General features: G+C 69.8%; 19 protein-coding genes and 1 pseudogene. 9 read left to right on the forward strand and 11 right to left on the reverse strand.

From position 1 onward, the window contains the following. The first annotated feature begins 297 nt into the window (after positions 1-297). Entirely contained in the window at positions 298-930 is a 633-nt protein-coding gene (locus AB0B50_RS35475) for a phosphatase PAP2 family protein (RefSeq protein ID WP_362339951.1), read from the forward strand. Here the strand turns inward: AB0B50_RS35475 and AB0B50_RS35480 are convergent. From AB0B50_RS35480 to AB0B50_RS35515, 8 genes and pseudogenes are all read right to left on the reverse strand, one after another. Then, positions 884-1888, reverse strand: a pseudogene (locus AB0B50_RS35480) (chitinase); the annotation flags it as partial. The gene AB0B50_RS35475 and the pseudogene AB0B50_RS35480 overlap by 47 nt on opposite strands. A 220-nt stretch (positions 1889-2108) precedes the next feature. Next, positions 2109-2597, reverse strand: coding sequence for a hypothetical protein (locus AB0B50_RS35485; protein ID WP_362339952.1), 489 nt, complete (start codon positions 2595-2597; stop codon positions 2109-2111). Between the two features lie 152 nt (positions 2598-2749). Then, positions 2750-4168: an FAD-dependent oxidoreductase gene (locus AB0B50_RS35490; protein WP_362339953.1), complete on the reverse strand. Its 1419-nt coding sequence runs from the start codon at positions 4166-4168 to the stop codon at positions 2750-2752. Positions 4169-4203: 35 nt separating this feature from the next. Beyond that, complete coding sequence (locus tag AB0B50_RS35495) at positions 4204-5007, reverse strand: ABC transporter permease (RefSeq protein ID WP_362339954.1); 804 nt, start codon at positions 5005-5007, stop codon at positions 4204-4206. Further along, positions 5007-5960, reverse strand: coding sequence for an ABC transporter permease (locus AB0B50_RS35500; RefSeq protein ID WP_362339955.1), 954 nt, complete (start codon positions 5958-5960; stop codon positions 5007-5009). Before AB0B50_RS35500 ends, AB0B50_RS35495 begins: the two co-directional genes overlap by 1 nt. 2 nt (positions 5961-5962) lie before the next feature. Continuing rightward, complete coding sequence (locus tag AB0B50_RS35505; protein WP_362339956.1) at positions 5963-7135, reverse strand: ABC transporter ATP-binding protein; 1173 nt, start codon at positions 7133-7135, stop codon at positions 5963-5965. A 128-nt stretch (positions 7136-7263) separates the two neighbouring features. After that, the gene (locus AB0B50_RS35510) at positions 7264-8466 is read right to left on the reverse strand and encodes a spermidine/putrescine ABC transporter substrate-binding protein (protein ID WP_362340085.1); all 1203 of its coding nucleotides are present in this window, start codon (positions 8464-8466) and stop codon (positions 7264-7266) included. 160 nt (positions 8467-8626) lie between these two features. Then, positions 8627-10129, reverse strand: a complete 1503-nt coding sequence (locus AB0B50_RS35515) for a gamma-aminobutyraldehyde dehydrogenase (RefSeq protein WP_362339957.1) — start codon at positions 10127-10129, stop codon at positions 8627-8629. A 177-nt stretch (positions 10130-10306) separates the two neighbouring features. Here AB0B50_RS35515 and AB0B50_RS35520 point away from each other — a divergent pair, with 177 nt between their 5' ends. Then, complete coding sequence (locus AB0B50_RS35520; RefSeq protein WP_362339958.1) at positions 10307-10906, forward strand: NADAR family protein; 600 nt, start codon at positions 10307-10309, stop codon at positions 10904-10906. Positions 10907-11349: 443 nt separating this feature from the next. On the opposite strand, the gene AB0B50_RS35525 is transcribed toward AB0B50_RS35520, so the two are convergent. Then, on the reverse strand, positions 11350-11901 hold the full coding sequence (locus AB0B50_RS35525; RefSeq protein ID WP_362339959.1) for a DUF4190 domain-containing protein: 552 nt from the start codon (positions 11899-11901) through the stop codon (positions 11350-11352). A 516-nt stretch (positions 11902-12417) separates the two neighbouring features. Between AB0B50_RS35525 and AB0B50_RS35530 the strand changes: the two genes are divergently transcribed. The 5 genes from AB0B50_RS35530 to AB0B50_RS35550 all read left to right on the forward strand — a co-directional run bounded on the left by AB0B50_RS35530 (position 12418) and on the right by AB0B50_RS35550 (position 16968). Then, positions 12418-13479: an adenosine deaminase gene (locus tag AB0B50_RS35530; RefSeq protein WP_362339960.1), complete on the forward strand. Its 1062-nt coding sequence runs from the start codon at positions 12418-12420 to the stop codon at positions 13477-13479. A 21-nt stretch (positions 13480-13500) separates the two neighbouring features. Further along, positions 13501-14184, forward strand: a complete 684-nt coding sequence (locus AB0B50_RS35535) for a glycerophosphodiester phosphodiesterase (protein ID WP_362339961.1) — start codon at positions 13501-13503, stop codon at positions 14182-14184. Between the two features lie 172 nt (positions 14185-14356). After that, on the forward strand, positions 14357-15529 hold the full coding sequence (locus AB0B50_RS35540) for a serine hydrolase domain-containing protein (protein ID WP_362339962.1): 1173 nt from the start codon (positions 14357-14359) through the stop codon (positions 15527-15529). 244 nt (positions 15530-15773) lie between these two features. Next, positions 15774-16244 (forward strand): hypothetical protein, encoded by a 471-nt coding sequence (locus tag AB0B50_RS35545; RefSeq protein ID WP_362339963.1) that lies wholly within the window; start codon positions 15774-15776, stop codon positions 16242-16244. A 43-nt stretch (positions 16245-16287) separates the two neighbouring features. Continuing rightward, the gene (locus tag AB0B50_RS35550) at positions 16288-16968 is read left to right on the forward strand and encodes an alpha/beta fold hydrolase (RefSeq protein ID WP_362339964.1); all 681 of its coding nucleotides are present in this window, start codon (positions 16288-16290) and stop codon (positions 16966-16968) included. Between the two features lie 19 nt (positions 16969-16987). Here the strand turns inward: AB0B50_RS35550 and AB0B50_RS35555 are convergent, their stop codons facing one another. Together AB0B50_RS35555 and AB0B50_RS35560 are read right to left on the reverse strand one after the other, a co-directional pair. After that, positions 16988-18178 carry a spermidine/putrescine ABC transporter substrate-binding protein gene (locus AB0B50_RS35555; RefSeq protein ID WP_362339965.1) on the reverse strand — a complete coding sequence of 397 codons (1191 nt, stop codon included), beginning with the start codon at positions 18176-18178 and terminating at the stop codon, positions 16988-16990. A 161-nt stretch (positions 18179-18339) separates the two neighbouring features. Next, entirely contained in the window at positions 18340-19776 is a 1437-nt protein-coding gene (locus tag AB0B50_RS35560; protein ID WP_362339966.1) for a gamma-aminobutyraldehyde dehydrogenase, read from the reverse strand. 194 nt (positions 19777-19970) lie between these two features. On the opposite strand from AB0B50_RS35560, the gene AB0B50_RS35565 reads away from it, so the two are divergent. Together AB0B50_RS35565 and AB0B50_RS35570 are read left to right on the forward strand one after the other, a co-directional pair. Beyond that, positions 19971-20516, forward strand: a complete 546-nt coding sequence (locus tag AB0B50_RS35565; RefSeq protein ID WP_362339967.1) for an Lrp/AsnC family transcriptional regulator — start codon at positions 19971-19973, stop codon at positions 20514-20516. Beyond that, complete coding sequence (locus AB0B50_RS35570) at positions 20501-21886, forward strand: aspartate aminotransferase family protein (RefSeq protein ID WP_362339968.1); 1386 nt, start codon at positions 20501-20503, stop codon at positions 21884-21886. The genes AB0B50_RS35565 and AB0B50_RS35570 overlap by 16 nt, the downstream gene beginning before the upstream one ends. Positions 21887-22054 lie beyond the last annotated feature (168 nt).

A 22054-nucleotide genomic window follows, 5' to 3' on the forward strand; every position in this document is an offset into this window, starting at 1 on the left:
CGGGCCCCATGTCGGGATGCCCTTCCGCCTGTCGGCCCGCAACCACCTGACGTACGGTTTCTGCAGATGAGAGAAACACCCCGCCCACAGGGGACTGTGGGCGACACCACGGCGGAGCCTCCCCAGCCCCGCCCTGGTCGTGCCCTGGTGCACGCACCCGGAGCTCTTGGCTCCGGAACTCCTCACCGATCGGATGGCCGCCCGCCCCAAACCCCCCGGGGCGCGCGGCAACCCGGTCAGTTCGGCCGCCCCGGAACCACCCCCCCTGTTCCGGGGCGGCCGACCCTTTCCCTCTCCTTGTGTGCGCTCTTCCTCGCGCTTCTCACCTGGCAGGTCGTCGCCGACGGCCCGCTGCGCCGCGCCGACGAACGGCTCGGCCGCGCCCTGGCGGGCAGCCGCATCCCCGACCGCGCCGCGGAGTTCCTCGCCGACCTCGGCAACATCACGGTCGCCGTGCCGGTGCTCGCCGCCGTCCTCGCGTACGTCGCCTGGCGCGGACGCCGCGCCGACGCGTACCGCTGGTGGCTGCCCCCGGTGGCCGCCGCGGTGACAATGGCCCTGGTCCCCGCCCTTGTCGCCCCGCTCAAGGCAGCCGTCGCCCGCCCCGGCCCACCGGGCATGTCGGGCGACGGCTTCTACCCCTCGGGCCACGCGGCCACGGCGGCGATGGCGTACGGCGCGGCGGCACTGCTTCTGCTGCCGCTCCTGCGCGGCGCGTACGGCCGCCGCGAACTGGCCATCGGCTGCGCCCTGTTGAACACCGCGATCGGCTTCGGCCTGGTACGCCGCGGCTACCACTGGCCCCTGGACGTACTGGCCTCGTGGCTGCTGTGCGGGATGCTGTTGCAGGGCATGGTGCTGGTGATCGCGCGGTACGGACGCGTCAGCCGAAGTACGCGTCGAAGTTCTTCGAGAACTCCCAGTTGTTGAAGCGGTCCCAGTTGATGGACCACGTCATCAGGCCGCGCAGGTCCGGCCATGTGCCGTGCGTCTTGTAGGAGCCGCAGTTCGTGGCCTTGGTCAGGCAGTCCAGGGCCTTGTTGACCTCCGTCATGGGCACGTGGCCGTTGCCCGCGTTGACCGAGGCGGGCATGCCGATCGCGACCTTCTGCGGGGGCAGGGGCGGGAAGACGTTGTTCTTGTCGCCCGCCACGGGGAAGCCGGTGAGCAGCATGTCCGTCATCGCTATGTGGAAGTCCGCGCCGCCCATCGAGTGGTACTGGTTGTCCAGGCCCATGATCGGGCCGGAGTTGTAGTCCTGGACGTGCAGCAGCGTGAGGTCGTCGCGCAGGGCGTGGATGACCGGGAGGTAGGCGCCGGCGCGCGGGTCCTGGCCGCCCCATTTGCCGGTGCCGTAGTACTGGTGGCCCAGCTGCACGAAGAAGGTCTCCGGGGCCATCGTGAGCGTGAAGCCGCTGCCGTACTTGGCCTTGAGGGTCTTCACCGCCGCGATGAGGTTCACGATCGACGGGGTCTTCGGGTTCTTGAAGTCCGTGTCGTCGGCGTTCAGCGAGAGGGAGTGGCCCTCGAAGTCGATGTCCAGGCCGTCGAGTCCGTACTCGTCGATGATCGCGGAGACGGACCTCACGAAGGTGTCGCGGGCCTGCGTGGTGGTGAGCCGCACCTGGCCGTTCTGGCCGCCGATGGAGATCAGGACCTTCTTGCCCGCCGCCTGCTTGGCCTTGATCGCGGCCTTGAACTCGTCCTTGGTCTCGACGTTCGGACACTCGGTCTTGGGACAGAGGCCGAAGCGGATGTCCCCGGAGGTCGCGGAGGTCGGTTCGCCGAAGGCGAGGTCGATGATGTCCCAGCTGTCGGGGGTGTCCGCGAGGCGGGTGTAGCCGGAGCCGTTGGCGAAGCTGGTGTGCAGATAGCCGACGAGGCTGTGGTCGGCGGGGGCCTGCGGCGCGGCGTCGGCCGCCGTCCGAGCGGTCGCCGAGGTCACCGCGGGCGCGGTGAGCGCGAGGGCCGCGGCCAGGGCGAGGGTCGTACGTCTGATGCGGGTTGTCAGCGAGCGGTCCACAACTGCCTCCGGGCATGGGGGGATTGGAGGGTGGCGCGCGCCCAACTTGGTCCAGACCAATTAAGTTGTCAAGGGTTCACGCAGTTCACTCCCGCCCTTCGTCCTGGGTGTCGTGCGCGTCCCGTGCCAGGCCCGCCGCCGCCTCGTGCATCGCGAGTTCGAGCAGCGCCGGGTCCGTCAGCGTGCCGGATCCGTCCGGCGGGACGAGCCAGCGGACGCCGCCGGTGGCCCGGCCCGGGTAGGGCACGACGATCCAGGTGCCGCGGCCCGCGCCGCGCACACCCGTGCCGAGCCAGCGGGCGACCGTGCCCGCCGGCACGAAGAACCCCATGCGCGAGTCCCCGAAGTCGGCGAGGACGGGACCGGGGCGGTCGATGCAGCGGGTCAGCACGTCGAGCGTGGGATAGCCGAGCTCGCCGGGCAGGATCAGCACGTCCCAGCGCCGCCCGGCAGGCAGGAGCGCGACCCCGAGCGGATTGCGCTCCCACTCCCAACGGCAGGCCTCCGGGTCCGGTGCCACCGATACGAGCCACTCGACCGCCGACTTCGCCCCTGGGCCACCCGAGACATTCATGGCGGGACCTCCCTTTCCTGTGCACCATCTGTGCGTGTCACAGGAGAGAGAGGTCCATGGGTCGAGCATTACGCGGGTTCGACTACTTGTTGGTGGTGAAGCGGCTCACAGCGGTTCTGAGGGCGTGCGCCGGTTCCAGCGCGTACGCCTGTTCAGCTGTCGAAGCCCAGGCCCAGCTTGTCCATCGTCTTGAGCCAGAGGTTCCGCCTGCCGCCGTTGGCATCGGAGCGGGCGAGCGACCACTTCGTCAGTGCGACGCCGGTCCAGGCGAACGGCTCCGGCGGGAACGGCAGCGGCTTCGTCCGCACCATTTCCAGGCTCGTACGCTCCGTGCGCTCGCCGGAGAGCAGGTCCAGCATGACATCGGCGCCGAACCGGGTGGCCCCGACACCTAGGCCCGTGTAGCCCGCCGCGTACGCGACGCGGCCCTTGTGGGCCGTGCCGAAGAACGCCGAGAAGCGCGAGCACGTGTCGATCGCGCCGCCCCACGCGTGCGTGAAGCGCACCCCCTCCAACTGCGGGAAACAGGTGAAGAAGTGGCCCGCGAGCTTCGCGTACGTCTCGGGCCGGTCGTCGTACTCGGCGCGCACCTTCCCGCCGAACGGATAGATCGCGTCGTAACCGCCCCACAGGATGCGGTTGTCGGCGGAGAGCCGGAAGTAGTGGAACTGGTTGGCGCTGTCGCCGAGCCCCTGGCGGTTCTTCCAGCCGATCGACGCCAGCTGGTCGTCGGTCAGCGGCTCCGTCATGAGCGCGTAGTCGTAGACCGGCACGGTGTACGAGCGGATGCGCTTGACCAGCGAGGGGAAGATGTTCGTGGCGAGCGCGACCTGGCGGGCAAAGACCCTGCCGTACGGCGTGCGGATCACCATCCCCGCGCCTGCGGAGGCCAGTTGGAGGGCAGGCGTGTGCTCGTAGACGCGTACGCCCTTCTCCAGACAGGCCCGCTTCAGACCCCACGCGAGCTTCGCCGGATGCAGCATGGCGACGCCCTCGCGGTCCCACAGGCCGCCGAGGAAGGTGGGCGAGTCGACCTGCTCGCGCAGCGCGTCCGCGTCGAGCAGCTCGGAGCCGCCCGCGAGGCCGTGCTCCGCCATCTCCTCGTACATCTCGTGGAGTTCGGCCAGCTGGTGCGGCTCGGTGGCCACGTCGATCTCGCCGGTGCGCTCGAAGTCGCAGTCGATGGAGTAGCGCTTGACGGCCGCCTCGATCTCGTCGAGGTTGCGGGCGCCGAGCTCCTCCAGCTTCTCGATCTCGCCGGGCCAGCGGGACAGGCCGTTGGAGATGCCGTGCGTGAGCGACGCGGCGCAGAAACCGCCGTTGCGGCCGGAGGCGGCCCAGCCCGCCTCGCGGCCCTCGACCAGGACCACCTCGCGGCGCGGATCGCGCTCCTTGGCGATGAGCGCGGTCCACAGTCCGCTGTACCCGCCGCCGACGACGAGGAGGTCGCACCGGTCGTCGCCGGTCAGGGCGGGCTCGGGGGCGGGCCTGCCGGGGTCGTCCAGCCAGTACGAGACCGGCTGGGCATCGGAGAGAGACTTGGTCCAACGGGTCATGGCGCTTGGGGCCATGATTTCCACTCCTTCGGAAACAGTAGAAGCGAGCGCTATTTCGCTTGCTTGTTGCGGCGCTTGCCTATCAGCATTCCGGCGAGCACCAGAAGCACGGCCACGAGGAACATCGCCGTACCGATCACATTGATTTGAACGGGCGTGCCCCGCTGCGCGGATCCCCAGACGAACATGGGGAAGGTCACAGTCGAGCCCGCGTTGAAATTCGTGATGATGAAGTCGTCGAAGGAGAGCGCGAAGGCGAGCAGCGCGCCCGCCGCAATGCCTGGTGCGGCGATCGGCAGCGTGACCCTCAAGAACGTCTGCACGGGACCGGCGTAAAGGTCCTGCGCGGCCTGTTCCAGGCGCGGGTCCATCGACATGACGCGCGCCTTGACGGCGGTCACCACGAAGCTGAGACAGAACATGATGTGGGCGATCAGGACCGTCCAGAAGCCCAGCTGCGCGCCCATGTTGAGGAAGAGCGTGAGCAGCGAGGCGGCCATGACGACCTCGGGCATCGCCATCGGCAGGAAGATCAGCGAGTTCACGGCGCCGCGCGCCCGGAAGCGGTAGCGCACGAGCGCGAAGGCGATCATCGTGCCGAGCACGGTCGCGCCGATCGTCGCCCAGGTGGCGATCTGCAGGCTCAGCGAGAGCGACCCGCACATGTCGGCGACGCCGCACGGGTCCTTCCAGGCGTCGAGCGAGAACTCCTGCCAGGAGTAATTGAAGCGCCCCTTCGGCTTGTTGAAGGAGAAGACCGTCACGATCACGTTCGGCAGGAGGAGATAGGCGAGCGTGCAGAGGCCGGCCATGACGACGAGATTGCGGCGCAGCCAACGGAAGAAAGTGGCCATCAGACGAGATCCTCCGTCCCCGACTTGCGGATGTAGAAGGTCACCATGAACAGAATGGCGGCCATGAGGATGAAGGAGAGCGCCGCGGCCGTCGGGTAATCCAGAATGCGCAGGAACTGCGTCTGAATGACGTTTCCGACCATGCGGGTGTCGGTCGAGCCGAGCAGATCCGCGTTCACGTAGTCGCCCGCCGCCGGGATGAAGGTGAGCAGCGTGCCGGAGACGACGCCCGGCATCGAGAGCGGGAAGGTCACCTTGCGGAAGGTCGTGGACGGCTTGGCGTAGAGGTCGCCCGCGGCCTCGTGCAGCCGCCCGTCGATGCGCTCCAGCGAGGTGTAGAGCGGCAGGATCATGAACGGCAGGAAGTTGTACGTGAGTCCGCAGATCACCGCGAGCGGTGTGGCGAGGACCCGGTCGCCCGCCGTGATCCCCAGCCAGCTGGTGACGTCGAGGACGTGCAGCGAGTTCAGGGCGCCCACGACGGGGCCGCCGTCCGCGAGGATCGTCTTCCACGCCAGCGTACGGATGAGGAAGCTGGTGAAGAAGGGCGCGATGACCAGGACGAGGATGACATTGCGCCAGCGGCCCGCGCGGAACGCGATCAGATACGCGAGCGGATAGCCGAGCAGCAGACACAGGATCGTGGCGGCGCCCGCGTAGAGCACCGAACGCAGGAACTGCGGCCAGTAGTCGGTGAGCGCGTCCCAGTACGTGGCGAAGTGCCAGGTGACCTTGAAGCCCTCTTCGAGCGACCCCGTCTGCACGGAGGTCGAGGCCTGGTAGACCAGCGGCAGCGCGAAGAAGACGACGAGCCAGAGGATGCCGGGGAGCAGCAGCCAGTACGGGACGAGGCGGCCGCGCTTGCGGACCTTGCGCGGCGGCGCGTCCTCGGGGACGGGCAGCGGTTTCGGGGACGGAGGCGGAGGCGGTGGTGCGTCGGTCACGGTCGTCATGCTCAGGCGTCCTCCTCGACCTTTTCGACGCCCGCCGAGCCCTCTTTCCCGGCAAGCAGGGACTGGGCGGCGTCGAGGCCGAAGGTGTGCGCCGGGTTCCAGTGCAGGACGACCTCGGCGCCCGGGGTGAGGCGGCTGTCGCGCTCGATGTTCTGCGCGTACACCTCGAAGGAGTCGCAGACCCGGTTGTCGACGACGTACTGCGTGGAGACGCCGATGAAACTGCTGTCGGCGATGCGGCCCGTGATGCGGTTGCGGCCCTCGGGGATCTGCCCCGCGTCGTCGGCGTGCGTGAGGGAGATCTTCTCCGGGCGTACGCCGAGCAGGACCTTGCCGCCGGTCGTGGTGGGGGCTGTACATCGCGCGGCGGGCATCGTGAGCTTGCCGTCGCCCGCCTTGAGGACGATGTCCTTGCCGCTGGTGCCGCCGATCTCGGCCTCGATGAAGTTCGAGGTGCCGAGGAAGTTGGCGACGAAGGTGGTGCGCGGGTTCTCGTAGAGGTCGGCGGGGGCGCCGAGCTGCTCGACGCGGCCGCCGTTCATCACGGCCACGGTGTCGGCCATCGTCATGGCCTCCTCCTGGTCGTGCGTGACGTGTACGAAGGTGATGCCGACCTCGGTCTGGATACGCTTGAGCTCCAGCTGCATCTGGCGGCGCAGCTTCAGGTCGAGGGCGCCGAGGGGCTCGTCGAGCAGAAGCACCTTGGGGTGGTTGATGAGCGCGCGGGCGACGGCGACGCGCTGCTGCTGGCCGCCGGAGAGCTGGTGCGGCTTCTTGCGGGCCTGCTCGCCGAGCTGGACGAGGTCGAGCATCTCGCCGACCTGCTTCTTCACGGACTTGATGCCGCGGCGGCGCAGTCCGAAGGCGACGTTCTCGAAGATGTCCAGGTGCGGGAAGAGCGCGTACGACTGGAAGACGGTGTTCACCGGCCGCTTGTACGGGGGCAGGTCCGTGACGTCCTGATCGCCGAGCCGGACCGTGCCGGAGCTGGGCTCCTCTAGCCCCGCGATCATGCGGAGGGTGGTGGTTTTGCCGCAGCCGGACGCCCCGAGCAGCGCGAAGAACGAGCCCTGCGGCACGGTGAGGTCGAGCGGATGCACGGCGGTGAAGGAGCCGTACGTCTTGCTGATCCCGCTGAGGCGAACGTCGCCGCCGGGTTCTTGGGCAGAGGTCATGATGGGGTCCAGGGGAAGTCGAGGGGAAGTCGAGGGGAGGAACGGAGGCGCCCCTTCAGGGGCGCGGGGAACTGCGCGATCAACCACGGCGAACCCGCGGACGAAGTCCGCACCGTCCAGCGGAGTGCCTACGCGCCGGTGAGCTTCGCGAACTTCTCTTCGTACGCGGTCTCTTCCTTCGGCGTCAGCGAACGGAACGCCCGGGACTTCGCCTTCATCTCCTTGTCGGGAATGATCAGCGGATTCGACGCGGCATCCTTGTCGATCTTCGCGAGCGCTTCCTGTACGCCGTCCACCGGGCAGACGTAGTTGATGTACGCCGCCAGTCGGGCCGCCGGCTCCGGCTCGTAGTAGTAGTCGATGAGGCGCTCGGCGTTGCGCTTGTGGCGTGCCTTGTTCGGGACGAGCAGGTTGTCCGTCGACGTGATGTAGCCCTGGTCCGGGATGTGGAAGTCGACGTCGGGGTTGTCGGCCTGGAGCTGCACGATGTCGCCGGCCCAGCCGATGCAGGCGGCGATGTCGCCCTTGTCGAGGTCCGAGGTGTAGTCGTTGCCCGTGAAGCGGCGGATCTGCTTCTTGTCGACGGCCTTCTGGAGGCGGGCGATCGCCGCGTCGAAGTCGTCGTCGGTGAAGTCCGCGGGGTCCTTGCCCATGTCGATGAGCGTCATGCCGACGGTGTCGCGCATCTCGGAGAGGAACCCGACGCGCCCCCTCAGCTTCGGGTCGTCGAGCAACTGCGAGACGGAGGTGATCGCCTTCCCGCCGGTCGCCTTCTTGTTGTACGCGATCACCGTGGAGATGCCGGTCCAGGGGTAGGAGTACGCACGGCCCGGGTCCCAGTCGGGGGCGCGGAACTGGGTGGAGAGATGGGCGTACGCGTGCGGCAGGTTGGCCGGGTCCAGTTTCTGGACCCACCCGAAGCGGATGAGCCTGGCCGCCAGCCAGTCCGTGACGCAGATGAGGTCGCGTCCGGTCTCGTCGCCCTGCGCGAGCTGCGGCTTGATCCTCCCGAAGAACTCGACGTTGTCGTTGATGTCCTCGGTGTACTTGACCGTGATCCCGGTGCGTTTGGTGAACGCCTCCAGGGTCGGCCGCCGGTTCTTGTCCTTCTCGTCGACGTCCATGTACTCGGTCCAGTTGGAGAAGGCGATCCGCTTCTCCGTGGCCGAGTGGTCGTCGGACGAGACCTCGCCCTGCCCCTTGCCCGCCGCGGGGATACCGCAGGCGCTCAGCGCCCCGAGTCCACCGACGGCGAGCGCGCCGCCGGTGGAGGCGCGCAGCAGGGAACGGCGGGTCAGGGAGCCCCTGCCGTTCCTCAGGCTGCGGTGCATGGCGGCCAGTTGGGCCGGGGAGAGGGGGTCCCTCCCTGCTCGAACGGAGTTGAGAGCTTGGGGGATGTCGGGCTCGTACTGCTCCATGCGCGTGGTTGCCCTTTCGGATCTCCCTGTGGGAGGGAGGCGGCCGCTGGTCGCGCGACCTGCTGACTGCTGGTTATCGGTCCCCGAAGATCGTGCGGTGCCAGTCCTTGCGGACCACCGCGGTGTTGTCGAACATGACGTGCTTGACCTGGGTGTACTCCTCAAACGAGTACGCGGACATGTCCTTGCCGTAGCCGGACGCCTTGTAGCCGCCGTGCGGCATCTCGCTGAGGATCGGGATGTGGTCGTTGACCCACACGCACCCGGCCTTGATCTCGCGCGTCGCGCGGTTCGCGCGGAACACGTCGCGGCTCCAGGCGGAGGCGGCGAGGCCGTAGGGGGTGTCGTTGGCGAGCCGGATGCCCTCGTCGTCGGAGTCGAAGGGCAGCACCACGAGGACGGGGCCGAAGATCTCGGACTGCACGATCTCGCTGTCCTGCGCGGCGTCCGCGATCAGCGTGGGCCGGTAGTACGCGCCGGGGTGGTCGAGCGCCTCGCCACCGGTGACCACGCGCGCGTAGGAGCGGGCCCGGTCGACGAAACCGGCGACGCGGTCGCGGTGCACGTGCGAGATGAGCGGCCCCATGTCGGTGCTCGCGTCGAAGGGGTCGCCGAGCCGCACGGTCCGCATCAGGTCGGCGACGCCCGCCACGAAGGCGTCGTACAGGGGGCGTTGGACGTACGCGCGCGTGGCGGCGGTGCAGTCCTGTCCCGAGTTGATGAGCGCGCCTGCGACCGCGCCGTGCACGGCGGCGTCGAGGTCGGCGTCGTCGAAGACCACGAAGGGCGCCTTGCCGCCGAGCTCCAGGTGGAGGCGCTTGACGGTGGCGGTGGCGATCTCGGCGACGCGCTTGCCGACGCCGGTGGACCCGGTGAAGGAGGTCATGGCGACGTCGGGGTGCCCGACGAGGTGCTCACCGGCGTCCTTCCCGGCCCCCGTGACGATGTTGACGACACCGTCGGGGATGCCGGCCTCGGTGGCGGCCTGCGCGAAGAGGAGCGAGGTGAGGGGGGTGAGCTCGGCGGGCTTGAGGACGATGGTGTTGCCGGCCGCGATCGCCGGGAGCACCTTCCAGGCGGCCATCTGGAGGGGGTAGTTCCAGGGGGCGATGGACCCGACGACACCGATGGGCTCACGGCGTACGTACGAGGTGTGGTCCCCGGTGTACTCCCCCGCCGACTGGCCCTGCAGGTGCCGGGCCGCGCCCGCGAAGAAGGCGGTGTTGTCGACGGTGCCGGGGACGTCGAACTCGCGGCTCAGCTTGATCGGCTTGCCGCACTGCAGCGACTCGGCCTGCGCGAACTCCTCGGCGCGGTCGGCCAGGACGCCCGCGAAGCGGTGCATGGCGTCGGAGCGCTCGCCGGGGGTGGCGCCCGCCCAGCCGGGGAACGCCTCGGCGGCCGAGGCGACGGCGGCGTCGACGTCGTCGCTTCCGGCCAGTTCGTACGTGTAGACCTCGTCGCCGGTGGCGGGGTCGACGACCGCGTGGGTCCGGCCCGAGGTTCCCTTGGTCAGTCGCCCGGCGATGTACTGCGCGCCGTCCGCGAAGTGGTCCTGCGCCTGGAAGTTGTGCATGACGCTCTCCTCCGCCGTTCTCCCCGTGCGGCGGGGGTCGGCGTAGCTCCAGATCGATTTGAGTGCCGATCCTGACAGAGCAGTGGTAGTCCAACAAGTGATTCCGTAGTTGCCTTTTGGTTACGCGACGGAATCTGTCGACCAGGTGTCGAGTCGTCCTGGAAAACCCCGGACGGAATGTCAGTGGTGCGTGCCAGACTCGCGTGCATGACGAAGATCGACTCGGTCCGCTCGGTGGAGGAGCTGCTCGGGGCGGTGCGGGCGGGGGAACGGGTCAAGTACCTGCACTTCTGGGGGCACACGCCGCGGCGTGACGGCACGCTGGGGGCGAGCTGCCTCAGCCAGTGGTGGCCTTCGCCCTTCACGGTGGACGGCGTGGCGTACGCGACTGCGGAGCACTGGATGATGGCGGCCAAGGCCCGCCTCTTCGACGACGCGGAGGCCGAGGGGACGGTCCTCGCGGCGCGGACACCGGCGGAGGCGAAGAACGCGGGGCGGCTGGTGCGGGGCTTCGACGAGGCGGTGTGGGCGCGGGAGCGGTTCGGGATCGTGGTCGCGGGCAGCGTCCACAAGTTCGCGTCGGACGCGGGCCTGCGGGATTTCCTGCTGGGGACGGGTCGGCGGGTCCTGGTCGAGGCGAGCCCGCTGGACCGGGTGTGGGGCGTGGGCCTCGCGGCGGACAACCCTCGCGTCGAGGACCCGGAGAAGTGGCGGGGCCCGAACCTGCTGGGCTTCGCGCTGATGGAGGCGCGGGGGGTGTTGGCGGGGGCGGTTTGAGGGGTGCGGGGGCGCTGCGCGGCGGTTGGCTGTCCCACCCGCCCGCCCGATTGCCCCGCGTCGAGCAGGGACACAGGAGGCGCGGGCTCGGGGCGCCTTCGCACAGCGGGCGCCCAGTTCCCCCGGACCACGGGCGTCTCCCACCCACCCGCCCGATTACCCCGCGTCGAGCCGAAACCTAGGAACCCAGGGGCGGCTCGGCGCCTTCGCGGGGCGGGGCGGGACGAGGCGGCCGCTGGCCCACCCCACCGCTGCTACCTCGCGGGGGGCTGCGGGGTGAACGGGCGGGCGGGAGACATCCGCCGCGAAGCGGCGGCCTAGGCCGACCCCACGAGCAGCATCAGCGGGCGGGCCACCGCTGGCCCACCCCACCGCTGCTACCTCGCGGGGGGGGGCTGCGGGGTGAACGGGCGGGCGGGAGACATCCGCCGCGAAGCGGCGGCCTAGGACCGCCCCACCACCACCGTCGCTGAAAACCCCGGGTCGCCCCGCGAGGTCCCCACATCCGTCTCCTCATCCGGCACCACCAACAGCAGCACCAGCACCCCGACGCCCAGCGCGATGCCGACCGCGCCGCAGATGATTCCGGCCAGGGCCTGGCCCCCGTTCGTCGCCTCGCCCCGTCGCGCCTTGCCGCGCCCCACCGCGCCGAAGACGACCCCGAGGATGCCGAGGACGATCGCCAGCGGCCACAGACAGAAGCCGGCCGCCGCGATGATCCCGAGGACGAGCCCGGCCACGCCCATGCCGTTCGCGGGCGCCATCGGCATGGCGGGCCAGCCGTAGCCGGGCGCCCCGTGGCCCTGGTAGCCCGCGTATCCCGGATGGCTCGGGTAGCCGGGGTACCCGGGATAACCGGGCCGACCCTGGTACCCGTACGGCATCTGACCGGGACCCTCCGGCGACAGCGGAGGCGGCGGCACGGGCTCACCGGGCGCCGCGAAGGGGTTGCCGTCACCCGACGGCACGGGCGGCGGCGTCCCCGCGCCCGGCATCGACGTGACGGTCCACTGGTCGTGCGCCGAAGGCCCCGGCGCGGCAGGCGCACCCGAAGCCCCGGGCCCTGCCCAACCGGGCGCCCCCGAAGCCCCGGGCCCCGCAGAATCCCAAGGCCCCGCAGCACTCGCAGGCCCCGCAGGTCCCGCAGGCCCTCCAGAACCGGAACCCTCAGAACCCACTGACCCCGTAGGCCCCACTGGTCCCACTGACCCCGTAGGCCCCACTGGTCCCACTGGCCCCGTAGGACCCACCGGCGGAGCCCACGGCCCCGCACCCCGTTTGTCCAGGCTCACCCGGTCCTCCGGTGGCGGAGCCCACGGGTCCCGTTCCTCCGGAGGATGCGGTGCGTCCGCGTCCCGCGCGGCATCGTCCTCGGGCTTGGCGGACATGACGGGTCACCTCTTTCGTACGTTCCGTCATGCTACGGCCCCCGCTTTCCCCGCGCCGACCGCCGCCTACGATGATCCCGACCCACCGATCAGCCGATCAAGCCCGTTCCTGGGGAGGAATCCGTGACCGAGCAGCAGAACGCCGCAGCGACAGCCAGAGACCCGCACGCCTTCATCGCAGGACTGCCCAAGGCGGAACTGCACGTGCACCACGTCGGCTCGGCCTCCCCCCGCATCGTCTCCGAGCTGGCGGCCCGGCACCCCGACTCCGCGGTGCCGACCGACCCCGAGGCGCTGGCCGATTACTTCACGTTCACGGACTTCGCGCACTTCATCCAGGTCTACCTCTCCGTCGTGGACCTGATCCGCACCCCGGACGACGTCCGCCTCCTCACCTACGAGGTGGCCCGCGACATGGCCCGGCAGAACGTCCGCTACGCCGAGCTGACCATCACCCCGTACTCCTCCGTGCGCCGCGGCATCGACGACCGCGCCTTCATGGACGCCATCGAGGACGCCCGCAAGGCCGCGGAGGACGAGTTCGGCACCGTACTGCGCTGGTGCTTCGACATCCCCGGCGAGGCCGGGCTCGTGTCGGCCGAGGAGACGCTCCGCCTCGCCACCACCGACAAGCTGCGCCCCGAGGGCCTGGTCTCCTTCGGCCTCGGCGGGCCCGAGATCGGCGTACCGCGCCCGCAGTTCAAGCCCTACTTCGACCAGGCGATCGCCGCGGGCCTGCACTCCGTCCCGCACGCCGGCGAGACCACGGGCCCCGAGACCGTCTGGGACGCCCTGAACCACCTCGGCGCCGAGCGCATCGGCCACGGCACCACCTCCGCGCAGGACCCGAAGCTGCTCGCCCACCTCGCCGAGCACCGCATCCCGCTGGAGGTCTGCCCGACCTCGAACATCGCGACCCGCGCCGTCCGCACCCTCGACGAGCACCCCGTCAAGCAGTTCGTCGAGGCCGGGGTGATCGTGACGATCAACTCCGACGACCCGCCGATGTTCGGCACCGACCTCAACAACGAGTACGCGGTCGCGGCCCGCCTCCTCGACCTCGACGAGCGCGGCATCGCCGCCCTCGCCAAGAACGCCGTCGAGGTCTCCTTCCTCGACCGGGCGGGCAAGGACCGCATCGCCGCCGAGATCGACACGTACACGCAGACCTGGCTCGCCCCGTAAGGACGGCACCACAATGGGCCCATGCGCACCGTGACTGCTGTGGCCCACCGAGGCGATCCCTACCGCGTCCGCGAGAACACGATCCCCTCCCTGCGCTCCGCGCTCGAACAGGGCGCGGACGCGGTGGAGATCGACGTCCGACTGAGCCGCGACGGCGTACCCGTCCTGCTCCACGACAAGGACCTCAAGCGCCTGTGGGGGTACGAACGCCCGCTCGCCGCCCTGTCGTCCGCCGAGCTCGACGGCCTCACCGAAGGCGGCGTACCGACCCTCGAAGCGGCGCTGGAGGCCACGGAGGGGCACCGGGTGATGGTCGATCTGCCGGGCGCGACGCCCGATTCGGTGCGCACGGTCGTCGGGACCGTCACGGACTGCGGGGCCGCCGAGCGCGCGTACTACTGCGCGGGCGCCCAGGCGATGCTCGCGGTGCGCGCCGCGGACCCCGCCGCCGAGATCGCCCTGACCTGGACGAGCCTGGCGCCGCCGCGCCACGCCCTGCTCGACGCGATCAAGCCGCGCTGGCTCAACTACCGCTTCCCCCTGATCGACCGCGAACTCGCCTTCCAGGTGCACCGCGAGGGATTCCTGATCTCCGCCTGGACCCCGGACACCCGCCGCTCGATGCGCCGCCTGCTGGACGTGGGCGTCGACTCGATCACCACCAACCGAATCGACGTCCTCACCGGGCTGCGCACCGCCGCCTGAAGGGACAGCGCACCGCCACCCCCTAGGGGGCATCCCCCTCACCGTCCCTGAATCTGCCGCCCCTTGACCCCGACGGCTTCCCGGGACCGTGCCCTCCCCACCGACGATCCGTGGCCTGTGCGCGATCACCAGGATGGGACTCCACAGCCCAGCAGCAGCCCCTGGAGTCACCGTGAAGGTTCGCGCCCGCGCCGCTCTCGCCGCCGCCCTCGTCCTCGGCCTGACCGGCGCCGCGGCCGCCCCCGCCATCGCCCGCGACCACCCGCCGGCCTCGTCCGTCACCACCGTCGACACCCCGTCGAACAGACCCGACGGCAAGGCCCTGCGCGACGCCGTCAAGGGCCTGCCGAACGCGGACGCGACCGCCGCCCTCGTCCGCGTCGGCGGCACCGACGGGACCTGGCGGGGCAGTTCAGGCGTGCACGACCTGGTCACGCACCGCAAGGCCGACCCGCACGGCCGCTTCCGCGCCGGGTCCACCACGAAGATCGTGACCGCGGCGGTGGCACTGCAGCTCGTCGCCGAGGGCAGGCTCGATCCGGACAGGCCCGTGCAGGACTACATGCCCGGCCTGTTCGCCAAGGCGTCGGCGAAGAAGTTCGACCCCATCCCCGTACGCAGCCTGCTGAACTACACGAGCGGGCTGAAGCCGGGCGACGGCTTCGACGACGAATTCGCCCACCGCTACGACACGTTGGACCCGCGCACCGTCGTCGCCTCCGCCATCGCCAAGGGCCCCGAGCACGACCCGGGCGACGAGCAGCACTACCGCAACATCGGCTACACCGTGCTCGGCCTGCTGATCGAGAAGGTCACCGGGGATTCGTACGCCCATCAGGCGGCCCTGCGGATCTTCGAGCCGCTGCACATGCGCGACACGTACTTCCCCGGCACCGATCCCCGCATCCGCGGCCCGCACAACCGCGGCTACCAGCAGATGGAGCAGGCCGACGGCACAACCCGCCTCGTCGACGTGACCGAGTGGAACCAGTACGACCGCTTCGCCGCCGGCGACATGATCTCCTCAACGGCCGACCTGGAGCGGTTCACGCAGGCCCTGTTCGGCGGAGAGCTGCTGCCGCGCGCCCAGCTGAAGGAGATGCTCACCCGGCCACGCCTCGCGCCGGGCGTCCCCGAGGCCACCTTCGGCGCGGGACCGCAGCGCGCGAAGGTCGGCGACAAGGTGGTCTGGCTGAAGACCGGCGCCCGCTACGGCTACACGAACATCATCGCCGCCACCGAGGACGGCTCCCGCACCCTCATCTACTCGGTCAACGCGACCGACGCCAAGGGCAAGGACGCGAACCCGGTGGCCGGACGCATCGTGGAGGCCGCACTCCGCTGAGGGGCCGCCGTCTTCGTCGAGTTTCCGCCGAAGAGCCGCGCCTTGTACACGACTTCGCCGATGACGTCGGCAAGGTGCTGCGGGACATCAAGGGGATGGTGGGCGAGAACGCGATCCCGCGGTGGGCGGGCCGGGCCGCGGCAACCTTCACCGAGAAGACCGAGAAGAAGCCAGGCATGATCGACACCGTGCAGAAGCAGCGGGTGCAGCCGCCCCCGCCCCGTGCGACAGCTGAGAGACGGCGATGACACCCGAGCCCGACCACGACTGGCAGACCGGCGAGCGCCTGATCCGCATCGCCGATCCCGCCGAGGTCGACGCGGCCTTCGAACGCGGCGAGGACCATCTCGGCACGGCGGTGATCGGCCTGGCGCACAACTGCCCGCTAGCCGATTCGGCGCCGCGGATCCTGTGGGCGATGCGGCTGCCGGACATCGAGCAGCGCCGGTTCGCGTTCACCGCGGCCGGCGCCGCGGCCCGGATCAACGGCGAACTGACTCCGGAGCTGTACGCGGCCCTGCGCGCCGAGGGCCATCGCGGCATCGCCGAGAACGCCGTCGACGACGTCCTGACCTTCGTCCCGTTCCGCGGCCTGCCCCCCTGGTTCAAGTGGCGCCGGCTCCTGACCACGGTCCGCGACAAGCTGGACGGCTGGCGCCTGAGCGCGGTGGACATGGCGGAGGAGGCGTGGAAGAAGGTGCGCCGACGTCGCTGACTCACCCCGGGCCGCGCGTGAACTGCCCACCTACACTCGGGACATGGTCGATCACCGCACCGTGGACCTCGCAGACATACAGCTCGCCTGTCGGGTGTCCGGGCCGCCGCAGGGGCCGCCGCTCGTCCTTCTGCACTCCATGGGGGAGCATGCCGGCACGTGGGACGCGGTGGCCCCCTTGCTGGCCCGGCGCCGTCGTGTGTACGCCTTCGATCTGCGCGGGCACGGGCGGAGCGACTGGCCGGGGACGTATTCGCTCGAGTCGATGAAGGGCGACGTGCTCGCGTCCCTGGACGCGTTGGAGCTCGGCCGCATCGATCTGATCGGGCACTCCATGGGCGGCATCGTGGCCTATCTGCTCGCGCAGGAGCGCCCCGGGCAGGTGGGCCGGCTCGTCCTGGAGGAGGCGCCGCTTCCGCTCCCCCGCGAGCCCTTTCCCGCGACCCGGCCGGAAGGCGAGCTGGACTTCGACTGGGATCTGGTGGGCGCCGTCAGGAGTCAGATCGACACCCCCGATCCGCGGTGGCTGGACGGGCTCGGGCTGATCACGGCCAGGACCCTCGTCGTGGCGGGCGGCCCGGACAGCCACGTGCCCCAGGAAGGCCTTGCCGAGCTTGCCCGGCGCGTTCCTGACGGGCGTCTGGTCACCTTCCCGGTGGGGCACCTGGTCCACCAGGCCGTGCCGGAGGCGTTCGTCCGGGCCGTGGAGGAGTTCCTGGCGTAGGCGGCACCGGGGCCGGGCGCTACAGCCCCGCCAACGCGTTCCACCGCTTCGCGAACTCCGTGCGCTCCTTCGACGTGATGTCCCGCGCGATCACGAGGCGCTTGCGCATCGCGTCGTCGGGGAAGATCAGCGGGTCCTCGGCGAGGGCGGCGAGCTCCTTGTCCTTGGAGGAGGCGAGGACGTCGCGGGCCGCGGGGACGGGACAGACGTAGTTGACCCAGGCGGCCAGCTCGGCGGCCACCTCGGGCTCGTAGTAGTAGTCGACGAGCCGCTCGGCGTTCCGCTTGTGGTGGGCCAGGTTGGGGACCATCAGGGACTCGGCCCACAGTTCGGCGCCCTCCTCGGGCACGACGAACTCGATGTCCGGGTTGTCGGCCTGGAGTTGGATGACGTCACCGCTGTAGGCCTGGCAGGCGAGCACGTCGCCGCTGGACAGGTCCTTGATGTAGTCGTTGCCGGTGAAGCGGCGGATGTGGTGGCTGTTCACCAGCTTCTCGACCTTGTCGCACATGCGGTGGAAGTCGTCGGCCCGCCACTTGGTGATGTCGACGCCGTCGCCCTGCAGCAGCAGCGCGAACGCCTCGTCGAGGCCGGAGAGCAGCGTGACATGGCCCTTGAGGTCGTCGGCCCACAGGTCGGAGACGCGCTTGATCTCGCGGCCGACCTTGCGCTTGTTGTACGCGATGCCGGTGATGCCGGACTGCCAGGGCACGGTGAACTTCCTGCCCGGGTCGAAGTGCGGTGAACGCAGCAGCGGGTCGAGGTACTTGGTGACGTTGGGCTGCCTGGCCCGGTCCATCTCCTGCACCCAGCCGAGCCGTACGAAGCGGGCGCACATCCAGTCGCTGATGACGATGAGGTCGCGGCCGGTCTCCTGGTGGTTCATCAGGGACGGGCTGATCTTGCCGAAGAACTCGTCGTTGTCGTTGATCTCCTCCGTGTAGCGGACGTCGATCCCGGTCCGCTTCTCGAAGGCGTCCAGCGAGGGCCGCTTCGTCTTGTCGTCGTCATCGGTGTCGATGTAGAGCGGCCAGTTGGCGAAGACGAGCCGCCTGTCCCGCTCGGAGCGGTCGGCCGCCGCGCGGTCGCCGGAGTTCACATAGGCGGCGGGCACCCCGCAGCCCGCGAGACCGCCGAGTGCGGCGGCGCCGCCCAGGGCGCGCAGGAGGGTCCGGCGGGAGGGGCGGGAAGTGGCTCGGTTGACTGGCACCTGGGCAGGATGCCCCGGCGGCCCGGCACGGACAATGGACGAGGCGTCGAGTGACCGGTCCATGATCCGACACCCTGTCCAGGGGACGGGCGAAACAGCCGCGAACGACGCGGCCCCGCACGGGAGTTCCCGTGCGGGGCCGCGATACCGCGTGCGTTCGGTCAGCCGATCGACGTCATCACGTGCTTGATGCGCGTGTAGTCGTCGAAGCCGTACGCCGAGAGGTCCTTGCCGTAGCCGGACTTCTTGAAGCCGCCGTGCGGCATCTCCGCGACCAGCGGGATGTGCGTGTTGATCCAGACGCAGCCGAAGTCCAGGACCTTGGACATCCGCATCGCGCGCGCGTGGTCCTTCGTCCACACGGACGAGGCCAGCGCGTACTCCACGCCGTTCGCGTACTCGACGGCCTGCGCCTCGTCCGTGAAGGACTGGACGGTGATGACCGGGCCGAAGACCTCGTTCTGGATGATCTCGTCGTCCTGCTTGAGGCCCGAGACGACGGTCGGGGCGTAGAAGTAGCCCTTCTCGCCGACCCGGTGGCCGCCCGCCTCGACCTTGGCGTGCGCGGGCAGCCGGTCGATGAAGCCGGAGACCTGCTTCAGCTGGTTGGCGTTGTTGAGCGGGCCGTAGAGCACGTCCTCGTCGTCCGGCTGCCCGGTCTTCGTGTCGGACGCGGCCTTGGCGAGCGCCGTCACGAACTCGTCGTGGATGGACTCGTGGACGAGCACGCGCGTGGCGGCCGTACAGTCCTGGCCCGCGTTGAAGAAGCCCGCCTCGGAGATGCCCGAGACGGCGCCTGCGATGTCGGTGTCCTCGAAGACGACGACCGGGGCCTTGCCGCCGAGCTCCAGGTGGACCCGCTTGAGGTCCTTGGACGCGGACTCGGCGACCTGCATGCCGGCGCGCACGGAGCCGGTGATCGAGGCCATCGCCGGGGTCGGGTGCTCGACCATGGCGCGGCCGGTGTCGCGGTCGCCGGTGACGACGTTGAAGACGCCGGGCGGCACGATGGAGCCGATGATCTCGGCCATCAGGACGGTCGACGCGGGGGTCGTGTCCGACGGCTTGAGGACGACCGTGTTGCCCGCGGCGAGCGCCGGGGCGAACTTCCACACGGCCATCATCATCGGGTAGTTCCACGGCGCGACCTGCGCGCAGACGCCGACCGGCTCGCGGCGGATGATGGAGGTCAGGCCCTCCATGTACTCGCCGGCCGCGCGGCCTTCGAGCATCCGGGCCGCGCCCGCGAAGAAGCGGATCTGGTCGACCATGGGCGGGATCTCCTCGGACCGCGTGAGTCCGATCGGCTTGCCCGTGTTCTCGACCTCGGCGGCGATGAGGTCCTCGGCGCGCTCCTCGAACGCGTCGGCGATCTTGAGCAGGGCCTTCTGCCGCTCGGCGGGCGTCAGGTCGCGCCAGGCGGGGAACGCGTCGGCCGCGGCCTTCATGGCGGCGTCGACGTCGGCCTGACCCGACAGCGGCGCGGTGGCGTAGGCCTCGCCGGTCGCCGGATTGATCACCTCGGTGGTCCGTCCGGCGGCCGCGTCCCGGAATTCTCCGTTGATGTAGTTGCGCAGACGGCGCAGCTCGGTGGTCACTGCCGGCCCTCCTGTCAGATTCCCGGTGCCCGACGGTTCCCCGGGCCCCGATGTCCAGTGGATGAGACACCCACCCTAGTCGCTGCACCGACGCTTTCAACATACCCAGCTGCCCAGAACTGCGGAATCCGTGACGATTGAAGTCGCAGACAACGAATTTCATCGATCTAGCCTTGCGGAAGTGACGAGACGTCGTGCACAGTGAGGTCGTGGCCAGTCGCAGCGCAGACCCCAGCAACCCCCGCGGCTCTCGGACCGGGAACCCCGGCGGGAGCGGCAGTGGGAACGGCACCCCGCCCGTGGACGCCGTCTCTTTGGCGATCATCGAGCAGCTCCAGGAGGACGGACGCCGTCCGTACGCCGCCATCGGCAAGGCCGTGGGCCTGTCCGAGGCCGCCGTGCGCCAGCGCGTCCAGAAGCTGCTCGACCAGGGCGTGATGCAGATCGTCGCCGTCACGGACCCGCTCACCGTGGGTTTCCGCAGGCAGGCGATGGTCGGGATCAACGTCGAGGGCGACGTGGACCCGGTGGCGGACGCAGTGGCCGCCATGCCGGAGGCCGAGTACGTGGTGATGACCGCGGGCTCGCACGACCTCCTGGTGGAGATCGTCTGCGAGGACGACGACCACCTGCTCGAAGTCATCAACAAGCGCATCCGCGCCCTCCCCGGCGTGCGCTCCACCGAGAGCTTCGTCTACCTCAAGCTCAAGAAGCAGACCTATATGTGGGGAACCCGATAGCCGTGAGCAAGGACCTCAGCCAGACCGCCTACGACCACCTGTGGATGCACTTCACCCGCATGTCGTCGTACGAGAACGCGCCCGTCCCCACCATCGTGCGTGGCGAGGGCACCTACATCTACGACGACAAGGGCAAGAAGTACCTGGACGGCCTCTCCGGCCTCTTCGTCGTCAACGCGGGCCACGGCCGTCACGAGCTCGCCGAGACCGCCTACAAGCAGGCGCAGGAGCTGGCCTTCTTCCCCGTGTGGTCGTACGCCCACCCGAAGGCCGTCGAACTCGCCGAGCGCCTCGCGAACTACGCGCCGGGCGACCTCAACAAGGTCTTCTTCACCACCGGTGGCGGCGAGGCCGTCGAGACCGCGTGGAAGCTGGCGAAGCAGTACCACAAGCTCAACGGCAACCACACGAAGTACAAGGTCATCTCGCGCGCGGTCGCTTACCACGGCACCCCGCAGGGCGCCCTGTCCATCACCGGACTCCCGGCCCTGAAGGCCCCCTTCGAGCCGCTGGTCCCCGGCGCGCACAAGGTTCCGAACACCAACATCTACCGCGCCCCGAGCCACGCTCACGCCGATGATCCTGTGGCCTTCGGCCGCTGGGCCGCCGACCAGATCGAGCAGGAGATCCTCTTCGAGGGCCCGGAGACGGTCGCCGCCGTCTTCCTGGAGCCGGTGCAGAACGCGGGCGGCTGCTTCCCGCCCCCGCCCGGCTACTTCCAGCGGGTGCGCGAGATCTGCGACAAGTACGACGTGCTGCTCGTCTCCGACGAGGTCATCTGCGCCTTCGGCCGCCTCGGCACGATGTTCGCCTGCGACAAGTTCGACTACGTACCGGACATGATCACCTGCGCCAAGGGCATGACATCGGGCTACTCCCCGATCGGCGCGTGCATCGTCTCGGACCGCATCGCCGAGCCGTTCTACAAGGGCGAGAACACCTTCCTGCACGGCTACACCTTCGGCGGCCACCCCGTCTCCGCCGCGGTCGGCCTCGCCAACCTCGACATCTTCGAGAAGGAGGGCCTGAACCAGCACGTGCTCGACAACGAGGACGCGTTCTACCAGACCCTCCGCAAGCTCCTCGACCTGCCGATCGTCGGCGACGTCCGCGGCAACGGCTTCTTCTACGGCATCGAGCTGGTGAAGGACAAGGACACCAAGGAGACGTTCAACGACGAGGAGACCGAGCGCGTCCTGTACGGCTTCCTCTCCAAGGCGCTGTACGACAACGGCCTGTACTGCCGTGCGGATGACCGCGGCGACCCGGTCGTCCAGCTGGCCCCGCCGCTGATCTCCGACCAGGACACCTTCGACGAGATCGAGGGCATCCTGCGGCAGGTCCTCACGGAGGCCTGGACGAAGCTCTGATCGGCTTCTGCCTGATCAACACCGGCCCCGGGGGCGCCCGTTCGAGTGAGAACGGGCGCCCCCGGGCCGCGTCCTTTCCGGGCAAGTCCACCCGAATCCCTAGCGTGCCCAGTGACCGATCGGCCCCGCCTTCGTTCCCCCGTACGGGGGAGGCAAACTGATCTGAAC

It is taken from the genome of Streptomyces sp. NPDC041068 (genome assembly GCF_040647455.1).
Taxonomy (GTDB): domain Bacteria; phylum Actinomycetota; class Actinomycetes; order Streptomycetales; family Streptomycetaceae; genus Streptomyces.